Origin of the sequence: Mesorhizobium sp. M0778, assembly GCF_040320105.1 — a bacterium.
GTDB lineage: Bacteria > Pseudomonadota > Alphaproteobacteria > Rhizobiales > Rhizobiaceae > Mesorhizobium.
Genome location: NZ_JAMYPA010000004.1, coordinates 213855 through 224691, shown reverse-complemented (window position 1 = coordinate 224691; position 10837 = coordinate 213855). Strand labels below are relative to the sequence as shown.

The following is a 10837-nucleotide window of genomic DNA, read 5'->3' as shown; positions in this document are numbered from 1 at the left end:
CAGGGACTGGACTATGGGCAAGGTAACAGGGTTTCTCGAGATCGATCGGCAGGTGCACAAGTACCAGCCGGCTTCCGACCGCATCCGACATTTCCGCGAGTTCACGCTGCCGATGTCGGATAAGGAGGTCGAGAAACAGGCGGCGCGCTGCATGGATTGCGGCATTCCGTATTGCCATGGACCGACCGGCTGCCCGATCCACAACCAGATCCCGGACTGGAACGACCTCGTCTACAATGGCGACTGGGACAACGCGATCCGCAACCTGCATTTGACCAACAATTTTCCGGAATTCACCGGCCGCATCTGTCCGGCACCTTGCGAGGAAGCCTGCACGCTGAACCTCGAGGACATTCCGGTCGCCATCAAGACGATCGAGCAGGCGATTGCCGACAAGGCCTATGAAACCGGCCATATCCGGCCCTATCCGCCGGAACGGAAGACCGGCAAGCGCGTCGCGATCATCGGCTCGGGGCCGGCCGGCATGGCGGCCGCCCAGCAACTCGGCCGCGCCGGCCATGACGTTCACGTCTATGAGCGCGAGAGCCGGCCGGGCGGGCTGATGCGCTACGGCATCCCCGACTTCAAGATCGAGAAGCATTATATCGACCGGCGCATCGAGCAGATGCAGGGCGAGGGTGTCAGCTTCCATTGCGGCGTCAATGTCGGCGTCGACAAGCCGGTCGCCGAACTGCTCGCCGAATACGACGCGGTGCTCTATTGCGGCGGTTCCGAAACGCCGCGCCCGGCCAACATCCCGGGCGACGATCTCGACGGCGTGCACGACGCGATGCCCTATCTGGTGCAGCAGAACAAGCGTATCGGCGGCGAGCCGATCCAGTCGGTGGCATGGCCGTCGCGCCCGATCGTCGCCGGCGGCCAGCATGTCGTCGTCGTCGGCGGCGGCGACACTGCCTCCGACTGCGTCGGTACCGCCTTCCGCCAGGGCGCGGTGCGCGTCACCCAGCTCGACATCCGGCCGCAGCCGCCGGAAAAGGAAGACAAGCTATCGGTCTGGCCCTACTGGGCGACCAAGATGCGCACCTCGTCCTCGCAGGCCGAAGGCGCCGAGCGCGAATTCCAGGTGGCGACGCTTGAATTCATCGGCGAAGACGGCCAGCTGACCGGGGTCAAATGCTGCGAGGTCGACGAAAAGCGCAAGCCGATCGCCGGCACCGAATTCGTCATCCGCGCCGATCTCGCGTTCATCGCCATCGGCTTTGCCGGGCCAGCCGCTCGAGGGCCGGTGTCGGAACTCGACGGGCAGATGACGATCGTCACCGACAGCCGCCGTTCGAAGAACGTCGAGGCCAATGACCGCGATTACAGAACCAGCGTCGAAAGGCTCTATGCGGCTGGCGACGTGCGGCGCGGCCAGTCGCTGGTCGTCTGGGCAATCCGCGAGGGCCGCCAGGCGGCGCGCGCCATCGATGAGTCTCTGATGGGATCGAGCGTGCTGCCGCGCTGAGTCCGTTCCGAAACTCTACAGAAAGAGTCGCCAGTTTTACTGCCGGATCGCCGTCGTCGTGTCGGATGCAGCAGCCGCAGTCGCAGGTTGTATCTTGGGCGGCCACGAGAAATCGTCGGCGCGGCCGGGCGAGGCGTCGGTCGCCTTGCCCTCGACGATCAGCTTTTCGCCGGGCAAATTCTTGTCCGCCTTTGCCGGCGGGGCGGCGCCGAGTAGTTCCGAGCCGCCGTCCAGCGCCGGATCGCTGAGCAGCATCGGCACAGTGCGATCGGCGGCTATCGGTGCGGCAGCAGGTGCCGGCGCCTCGACGGGAGCGCCGGCCGGGGCAGAAGCTGTGACCACACTTCCCGGAGCGGCCAGCCCAAGGATCTTCATCAGCGGCTTTTCGGTGTAGAAGGCGAGCTTGCGCTTGCCGGCCTTCGACATGTTGATGCCGTCGTCGGAGCGCAGGCGCACCGATTGGCCGTTGATGTCCGGTCCGCTGGTGATAAAGGCGCCGTTCTCGTCGACGAACCCGTCCCAGACATCGACGAATTCGCCGCCGTGGCTTTCGGCGGACGAGCGGTAGATGTCGTTGAAGGCCAGCATGTCGGAGGTCATTTTCGAGACCCGGAAGGCCGGCATGCCAACCCACAGATACGGCACCTTGGCTGAAGCGATGGCTTTGCCGAGCGCTTCGGTCCGGCGCTCGTACTCCTTGGTCCAGTTTTCGGATCGCGGCTGCTCACGCACATCGCCGACGCGCATCTGCTGCCGGTCGTTGGATCCGAGCATGACGACGACGGCTGCCGGTTTTTCGGCAGCGATCAGCGACTTGACCTGTTCGGGCCAGTTGTAGACATCGTCGCGCACGAAGCCGGACGAGCCGTTGGCGCGGACGACAATCCTGACGCCGGTGTTTTCGGCAAAGGCGGCGTCGAGCCCCTCAGCCAGTCCAGACGCCATGAAATCGCCGACCACCAGAACGACGCGCGCATCGGGCGCCTTCTCGGCCACCGGGATTGTCGGCTCGGCCGGCGCCGGCCGGCGAACGGACCGGGGCTTCCTCAGCTTGGGTCTGGGCTTTGTTCTCTGGAATTCTCTCGGGAATTCGGGCGGCGGCTGCTCAAACCGCTCGCTTCTGCGCGGAAACAACAGGTCGCGCAGCGACCAGCCACGACTTTCCGGCTCCTGCGCCATGGCCGAGGTATGAAAGGCGCTGGCCGCGCCGACTGCCAGAACGACGATCGCCAGAACGAGGATCGGCACGCGACGAACGATCAACCGGATGCGCGCAGCCGAAACCAATCACCCTCTCCATCCCGTAACCGGCTCTAGTTTTGCCTGAGCCATTTGAGCACTTCCTTGCTCGGATACCCGTCCTGGGTCAAGCCGGCCTTTGCCTGGAAGGCCATGATGGCGGTTTTCGATCCGTCACCGATCTTGCCATCGAACTTGCCGTCGTAATAGCCGTGCTCGGAAAGTCGCTTCTGAAGCTCCTGCCTTTCCTCGAAGGAGAGCTTGGTAAACGGTCGCTTCCAGTCCTGCACAAGCCCGCCATAGCCGGCGATTTCGTCGGCAAGAAGGCCCACGGCGAGCGCATATTTGTCGGCATTGTTGTAGCGCTTGATGACCGAGAAATTCTTGATCATCAGGAAAGCCGGCCCGCCCCGGCCACCGGGCAGCTTCAACGTCGCCTTGTCCCCACCGTTCTTGAATGGCTTGCCGTTGGCACGGGTGACGCCAAGCGCCTGCCATTGCGACAGCGACTTCGAGCCCCCGGGCAGCTTCTTGCCGTCCGGAAGGCTGACCTCATAACCCCAGGTCTTGCCTGCCTGCCAGCCGTTCTTCCTCAGCAAATTGGCGGCTGTCGCCAGTGCGTCGGGAATCGAATTCCAGATGTCGCGCTTGCCGTTGCCGTCCATATCGACCGCATAGGACAGGTAGCTGGTGGGGATGAACTGGGTATGACCCATCGCGCCGGCCCAAGAGCCGCTGAGATGGCTTTCGTCGATGTCGCCGGTCTGCAGGATCTTCAGCGCCGCGATCAGCTGGGTGCGGGCAAATTTCGCGCGCTTCGGGTCGGCATAACCAAGCGTCGCCAGCGAGCGCACGACATTGCGCATGATGTCATCGCGCTTGAGGGTTTCGCCGTAGTTCGACTCCATCGACCAGATGGCCAGCAGGATGTAGCGGTCGACGCCGTATCTTGCCTCGATCCTGTCCAGCCACGGCTTCCATTTCCTTGCCATCTGCTGGCCGACGGCGACCGACTGGTCATGGACGCGGTTGTCGAAATAATCCCAGGCGGGTGCGGTGAATTCGGGTTGAGTACGGGCCTTTTCCAGCACCATCGGATCAGCATCGCTGATGCCCTTGAATGCCTGGTCGTAGACGGAGCCGGAAACGCCGCTCGCCACGGCGGTAGCACGGAAGCTGGCGACCCATTGGCGGAAGCCGGCATCGGCAAAAGCCGGCCCGCTGGGCATGAGCAAGGCAAGCGAGAGGCTGGCGGCCGTCAGGACGCTGGTGAAGCGCCTTGCGACGTTGCGAACGGACATCTTTTCCTCCTTCTTTATCTCAGGAAGACTATTCATCGCCGAACCCGGTTAGCATTTGGTTTACCATAGGTGCCGTCCGGGATGAAAAGATGCGTCGACGCTTTACCAGCTGAGATTTCTGTCCCGTCGTTCAGTAATGCTCGATTTCGGCATGAAAATGTCTCGAATCGGGATTGCCGAACCGGCATGCAAATGGATAATTGGCACATGAAGAGAGTTCGCAAGGCAGTATTCCCGGTTGCCGGTCTCGGCACGCGCTTTCTCCCCGCCACCAAGGCCATTCCCAAGGAAATGCTGACGGTCGTCGACAGGCCGGTCATCCAGTATGTGGTCGATGAGGCGCGCGAAGCCGGGATCGAGCATTTCATCTTCGTGACCGGCCGCAACAAGGCGGTCATCGAGGATCACTTCGATGTCCAGTTCGAGCTCTACGACACGCTTGCGCAGCGTGGCAAGGATGATCAGCTCGCCCGCCTGCAGCGGCTGCAGCCGGCGCCGGGGCAGACCAGCTTCACCCGCCAGCAGGTGCCGCTCGGCCTTGGCCACGCCGTCTGGTGCGCGCGCGAGCTTGTCGGCGACGAGCCCTTTGCGCTGCTGTTGCCCGACATGATCATGCAGTCGGAAAAAAGCTGCATGAAGGACATGGTCGAGCTTTACGCCGAGACCGGCAACAACATCGTCGCCGTGCAGGAATGCGATCCCGCCGAGGCGCACAAATACGGCATTGTCGGCCGCGGCGAGGACGCCCATCACGGTTTCAGCATCACCGGCATGGTGGAAAAGCCGAAGACCGGCACCGCGCCGTCGAACCTCTTCATCAACGGGCGCTATATCCTGCAGCCGGAGATATTCAAGATACTCGAAGGCCAGGAAAAAGGCGCCGGCAACGAGATCCAGCTCACCGATGCAATGCTGAAGCTGCAGAAGCAACAGCCCTTCTACGGCTACCACTACCGCGGGCGGACGTTCGACTGCGGCTCGCCCGAAGGCTTCGTCGAGGCCAACGTTGCCTTCGCACTGTGGCGCAGCGACATGAATGCAAGCATGGCCGGTGTCATTCGCACGCTTCTCGACGAACTCGCGCCGTCAGAACGCCGCGGCGTAGCCTTCTAGCTTCAACACCGGTTCGCGCTGACTGGCTAAAGTGCGCCGCATTCGACCAGCCTTATGCGATGCGCTTTAGGTTCTTGTTTTATGCATGTCGTTATCGCAAAACCGCTGCACACTTTTGCGCGACATGCATTAGCGCTGCAACTTCAAGCCGACGAAGATACTGTTGGCCGTGTAGTCGCGTCCAACCAGGTTGCTGGTCAGTTTTTCAGTCCTGACGCGGGTGGTGAGCCCGGCATAGCGGTTCAGCCACCATGTCAGCCCAGCCTCGGCGCTCAGCGTCAAATCATGATCGTCGGAGCCGGTATAGTCGCGCCATTCAACGCCGAGAGCGGCATTTCCGGTCAGGTTGGCGCGGATTTGCCGCTCGCCGGTGAGGCTGCTGGAATAGAGCATGTCGCCGCTTTCGCCCGCGTTCGTCGTGTTCTCGGCGGTCGTCTGTGCGGTGAGGCCGATCGTGGTGCCGCGTTCCGGCGACCATTTGAGATCGGCATTAACCGTCGCGCCCGAAATCGCCGGCAGGGCGTCGTCGTCGATAGCTTCGCGCAGCCAGCCGACCGAGAACTCGCCGGTAAGCTTCTCGCGGAGATCGAGCTCGACGCCGGCCCGTGCGCCAAGCCGCGTCGAGGAGCGCTGGAAGCCGTTTGGATCGACGCGCAAATCATAAGCGCGCCGGCCGACCTCGATTTCGGTGAACGGAGTGATGGCAGGCGAGATCTCGTAGCCGGTGCGCAAAATGGCCGTATAGAGCGTCGAGTCGCGGCCCTTCTGCGACAGCGATCCCCCCGACGAAAGCTTGGCGTCACCAAAGATGTCGTGCTCGACCGCGCCGGTCAGCGCGAAGCGCATCTTTCCCGCATCCTTCTCGACGGCGAGGCTGCCGCTCACGGTCTGGCGCACCGGCTGCCCAACGGCGCCGACGATGGCGTCCGGCGCCGAGGCCGATTCGGGCACGGCCTCGTAGCCAAGTTTGGCGATGGCGCGCAGATCATTGTCGAGATCGATGTTGAGCGTGCCGTCGACGCGGCCTTGCGCCTCGTGAACGTCATAGCCGGACAACGTCTCGCGGAAGATGCCATAGCCCTCAATCGTCGCCGAATTCTCCCGCCAGTCGGAGACGGCGTTGAAGCGCAGCGTCGTTTCCGACAGCAATGCCGGCTTGCCGAGGCTGCTCGAATCGGCGTTTGTTGAATACGTCAGGCCTTGCTCGAGCGTCGGCCGGATCACGAAGGAGCCGAGCTGGATGCCGGTGGCGGCGAACGGGTCGTCCTCGTTCTTCTTGTCCTGGCCTTCGATGGCTTCGGTGCGCTCGGCGCCGGGGTCGAGCTTGAGCCTTTCGGCGGAATCGATGGTCACCGCACGGCGGTTGGCCGTATCCTGCTCGTCTATGGCGGCGGTGTCGGTGTCGTCGGTCGTCGGCGTCGCTGCAGTCGCAGTGGCGCCTCTCTTGCTCTTCTTGTTGTCCACGGCCTCATCTTTGGCCTTGCCTTCTTCGACGGCGCGTTGCGTTGCGCTCGGCCGCCGTCGTGGCGGCGGAGCAGGGTCGGCAAACGGGTCGTCGCTGGCCGCTGGTGGATCGAAAGTGCCGCCGGTTGTGGCCGCCGCCTCGCCCGTGCCGTCGTCAGGCAAGGCCCCCGGGCTGGCCGGACGATAGGTAGGCAGCGGCGTATCGTCGTTGGCGGTTGCAGCAGCCATGCCCAACTGCCTGATCCTGTACGGCTGGTCGTCCAGGATTGTCGATTCCGAAACCTCACCGCGCGGCTCGATTTCCTGGGCGCAAAGCAGTGCCGGACGCGACAACGCAAGGACACTGGTTGCCAGCAGCAAAGCGCAAACCGCGTTGCCCTTTCGTCCTATTTTGTTTTGAGGCTGAAACCCGGACATCGGCACCACTGCTTGCGCGGCGCACGCGCGCCATACTTACGAAACCGTAAATGGGGATGGTTAACGGAGCGTTGAGGGATCGCCCGCCAAGGTGTTCTGGGCGGCAATTCCGTTGGACAGGCGCGCGCCGAAGCGCTAATCGCATCGTCCATGGACGTGAAATCCCCAGACAGGAAGCCGCTCGACGAGCAGGCCGCGATTGCCTCGGCGCTGAGAACGGTGGCGACAGAGCAGGCCGGCGTCGCGGCACTGGCAGACGCGCTCGAAAACGGGCTGGCCGAGCCGTTCGCACGGGCGGTCGACATGGTGTCGCAGATCGATGGCCGCGTCATCGTCACCGGGGTCGGCAAAAGCGGCCATATCGGCTCGAAGATCGCCGCAACGCTCGCTTCGACCGGCACGCCGGCCTTCTTCGTCCACCCTGCCGAAGCCAATCACGGCGACCTCGGCATGATCGCTCGGAACGACGCCATCATCGCCCTGTCGTGGTCGGGGGAAAGCCTCGAGCTCAAGGGCATCATCGCCTATTCCAGGCGCTTCTCGATCCCGCTGGTCGCGGTCACCGCCGGCGAAAAATCGGCTCTGGCGCGTGCAGCGGACGTGGTGCTTCTGCTGCCGCGAGCCCCGGAAGCCTGTCCGCACGGCCTTGCGCCGACGACCTCGACGCTGCTGCAAATGGTGATGGGCGATGCGCTGGCCATCGCGTTGCTCGAGGCGCGCGGCTTCACCCCGGACCATTTCCGAACGTTCCATCCCGGCGGCCAGCTCGGAGCCAACCTGACGCAGATCCGCGAGATCATGCATGTCGGCGACAGGCTGCCTCTGGTGTCGTCCGGCACCGGCATGCGCGAGGCGATCCTCGAATTGTCGCGCAAGGGGTTTGGCTGCGTGGCGGTCACTTCGGCGGACGGCAAGCTGATCGGCATCATCACCGATGGCGACATCAGGCGCCATATCGGCAGCGATCTTCTGGCCATGAGCGTCGATCAGGTGATGACCAGAGAGCCAAAAATGGCGGCGCCCGACACACTGGTTGCGACGGCGCTGCAGACGATCAACGATTCTGCCATTACCAGCCTGATGGTGGTCGAAGGCAGACGGCCGATCGGGCTCGTCCATCTGCACGACCTGCTGCGCATCGGTGCTGCCTAGCGGGCTTCTAGACTGCCTCGACCGTCAGTTCCAGGTCGGTGTCGGCGGCACCGGTCACGCGCACCTGCGTGCCGGCCGGCAGGTCAGGGCCGGAGACGCGCCACAACGTGTCGCCGAGCTTGATGCGGCCGCGCCCATCCTTGATCGGCTCGGCAAGGGTCGCCGTCCGGCCGACCATCTGCGCGCCGCGCCGGTTGAGCAGCGGCTGGTCGGTTTCCTCATGCCGCCCGCCCACCAGCCGCTTGCCGACATAGGCCGAGACCAGCGACAGCGCGAGGAAGGCGAGGACCTGGACCTGCCAGCTCCAGAAACCGGCGTCCCAGATGAGCAGCGAGACGACGCCGATCAACAGCGCGGCAATGCCGATCCACAGCATGAAAATGCCCGGCGCGACGACCTCCATCACCAGCAGGACGAAGCCGAGGACCATCCAGCTCCACGGACCGAGTTCGGAAATGATGCGATCGAACATGGCCTCAGGTCTCGCTGGGACGAACCACGGGCGGGCGGGCCTGTCGTGCTGGACTGGCGGTGCCTTCGCCCTTGAAAACTTCCCTGGCGATTTCACCAATGCCGCCGAGCGTGCCGATCAGTGAGGAAGCCTCTATCGGCATCAGCACGAGTTTGCTGTTTGTCGCTGCACCGATCCTGGTCAGCGCTTCGGTGTATTTCAGCGCGACAAAGTAGTTGAGCGCCTGCACGTCACCCTTGGAAATCGCCTCCGATACCACCTGCGTGGCGCGTGCTTCAGCCTCGGCCGAGCGCTCGCGCGCCTCGGCATCGCGGAAGGCGGCTTCCTTGCGGCCCTCGGCCTCCAGGATCTGCGATTGCTTGAGGCCTTCGGCGGCGAGGATCTGGGCGCGCTTGTTGCGCTCGGCCATCATCTGGCGGCCCATCGATTCGACGAGATTGGCCGGTGGATTGATGTCCTTGATCTCGACACGGGTGATCTTGATACCCCAGGGGTGCGCGGCCTCATCAACGACGCGCAGCAGGCGCTCGTTGATGGCATCACGGTTTGACAACAGCTCGTCGAGGTCCATCGAGCCCATCACGGTGCGGATGTTGGTCATCGTCAAATTGAGGATAGCGTTCTGCAGGCCGGCGACCTGGTAGGCGGCCTGCGCCGCGTTGAGCACCTGATAGAAGGCAACGCCGTCGACGGCCACGGTGGCGTTGTCGCGGGTGATGATCTCCTGGGTCGGAACGTCGAGCACCTGCTCCATCATGTTCATCTTGGCGCCGATACGGTCGACGAAGGGCACGATGAGGTTGAGGCCCGGGCTCAATGTCTTGGTGTAACGGCCAAAGCGTTCGACGGTATAATTGTAGCCTTGCGGAATTGTCCGGATGCCCTTGAAAAGCACCAGCACGACAAGGGCGACAAGAACAAGAAGCGCAATATCGAAACCACTGAAACCCATTTTGGCTCTCCCCTCAAAGGCCATGTTGGACATTGCCACGCGGCCGATTCCACCAAACACTTAAGTGTGTTTCAGCAATGTTACAATCAGGTGATCACGGATTGCGGGTGCATGGACGGCGGGATCCATTCAAGCCCAGCCGGACAGCTCGCGCCGCACCATTGCCTCGATCACCGCCATGCCCTCTGCACTGTCGTTGAGGCAAGGGATGTGCGCGAACTTTTCGCCGCCGGCATGGTGGAAGGTCTCGGCCGCTTCCCTGCCGATCTCGTCCAGCGTCTCGATGCAATCGACGGAAAAGCCCGGATTGACGATGGCGACCGATTTCACGCCTTCGCGCCCCAGTCTTTCGACTGTCTTGTCGGTGTAGGGTTGCAGCCATTCCTGCGCGCCGAAGCGCGACTGGAAGGTGGTGATCAGCTTGTTCTCATCCCAGCCGAGCTTTTCGCGCAGCAGCCGCGTCGTCTCCAGGCAATGCGCCTGGTAGGGATCGCCCTTGTCGGAGTAGGATTTCGGAATACCGTGATAGGAGGCGATGACGATTTCCGGATCGAAGTCGAGGCTCGCCAGATGCCCTTCGATCGAACGGGCGAGCCCCTCGATATAGGCCGGCTCGTTGTAATAGGGGGGCACGCTGCGAATGGCCGGGGCGCGGCGCATCTTCATCAGCGCGCGAAACAACTGGTCGTTGGCGGTCGCAGTCGTCGTCGCCGAATATTGCGGATAGAGCGGGAAAGACAGGATGCGGTCGCAGCCTTGCTCGACCAGTCTGTTGGCCACGCTCTCGGTCGAAGGGTTGCCGTAGCGCATCGCCCAATCGACGATCACATGGGATAAATCGCCAAGCGCAAGCCCGAGTTTCTCGGACTGGGCACGGGTATAGGTGCGCAGCGGCGACTCGTTGCGCTCCCGGTTCCATATCCTGGCATAGTTGGCGCCCGACTTCTTCGGCCGGGTGGTGAGGACCAGGCCGTAGAGGATCGGATACCAGACCGCCTTGTTGAGTTCGATGACGCGCGGATCGGACAGGAATTCCCTGAGATAGCGCCACATCGGCTTGAAGTCGGTGCCGTCCGGGGTGCCGAGATTGATCAGCATGACACCGACCTTGCCTGTCCCGACCGGAGGGTGTCCTGCCGGGAGCGCGCCGGCGGTCGTTTCGGCTTTGCTTTCAGCAGGGTTGGCAAGCGTCATGGGGTTCTCCAACACCGCGAAACCAGCGGTGCCGCGGCGAAGGTAGCGATGCCGCGCCGGTTTTC

The 10837-nt window shown here is 63.2% G+C and carries 9 protein-coding genes; 3 read left to right on the top strand and 6 right to left on the bottom strand.

Annotation, left to right across the window (positions count from 1 at the left end):
• Positions 1 to 13: 13 nt before the first annotated feature.
• Positions 14 to 1468, top strand: coding sequence for a glutamate synthase subunit beta (locus NKI22_RS08470; protein WP_352815570.1), 1455 nt, complete (start codon positions 14 to 16; stop codon positions 1466 to 1468).
• 36 nt (positions 1469 to 1504) lie between these two features.
• Here NKI22_RS08470 and NKI22_RS08465 read toward each other — a convergent pair whose 3' ends face one another.
• Together NKI22_RS08465 and NKI22_RS08460 are read right to left on the bottom strand one after the other, a co-directional pair.
• Entirely contained in the window at positions 1505 to 2755 is a 1251-nt protein-coding gene (locus tag NKI22_RS08465) for an SGNH/GDSL hydrolase family protein (protein ID WP_352815572.1), read from the bottom strand.
• Positions 2756 to 2781: 26 nt separating this feature from the next.
• Positions 2782 to 4008: a lytic murein transglycosylase gene (locus tag NKI22_RS08460; protein WP_023719093.1), complete on the bottom strand. Its 1227-nt coding sequence runs from the start codon at positions 4006 to 4008 to the stop codon at positions 2782 to 2784.
• Between the two features lie 207 nt (positions 4009 to 4215).
• Here NKI22_RS08460 and galU point away from each other — a divergent pair, with 207 nt between their 5' ends.
• Positions 4216 to 5121, top strand: coding sequence for a UTP--glucose-1-phosphate uridylyltransferase GalU (gene galU, locus NKI22_RS08455; protein WP_023719094.1), 906 nt, complete (start codon positions 4216 to 4218; stop codon positions 5119 to 5121).
• Between the two features lie 129 nt (positions 5122 to 5250).
• Here the strand turns inward: galU and NKI22_RS08450 are convergent, their stop codons facing one another.
• Positions 5251 to 7002 (bottom strand): outer membrane beta-barrel protein, encoded by a 1752-nt coding sequence (locus NKI22_RS08450; RefSeq protein WP_352815574.1) that lies wholly within the window; start codon positions 7000 to 7002, stop codon positions 5251 to 5253.
• Between the two features lie 150 nt (positions 7003 to 7152).
• Between NKI22_RS08450 and NKI22_RS08445 the strand changes: the two genes are divergently transcribed.
• On the top strand, positions 7153 to 8154 hold the full coding sequence (locus NKI22_RS08445) for a KpsF/GutQ family sugar-phosphate isomerase (protein WP_023719096.1): 1002 nt from the start codon (positions 7153 to 7155) through the stop codon (positions 8152 to 8154).
• A 7-nt stretch (positions 8155 to 8161) separates the two neighbouring features.
• On the opposite strand, the gene NKI22_RS08440 is transcribed toward NKI22_RS08445, so the two are convergent.
• From NKI22_RS08440 to hemH, 3 genes are all read right to left on the bottom strand, one after another.
• The gene (locus NKI22_RS08440) at positions 8162 to 8626 is read right to left on the bottom strand and encodes an NfeD family protein (protein WP_023719097.1); all 465 of its coding nucleotides are present in this window, start codon (positions 8624 to 8626) and stop codon (positions 8162 to 8164) included.
• A 4-nt stretch (positions 8627 to 8630) separates the two neighbouring features.
• On the bottom strand, positions 8631 to 9578 hold the full coding sequence (locus NKI22_RS08435; RefSeq protein ID WP_023719098.1) for an SPFH domain-containing protein: 948 nt from the start codon (positions 9576 to 9578) through the stop codon (positions 8631 to 8633).
• A 129-nt stretch (positions 9579 to 9707) separates the two neighbouring features.
• Entirely contained in the window at positions 9708 to 10772 is a 1065-nt protein-coding gene (gene hemH, locus NKI22_RS08430) for a ferrochelatase (protein WP_023719099.1), read from the bottom strand.
• Between the last annotated feature and the right edge of the window lie 65 nt (positions 10773 to 10837).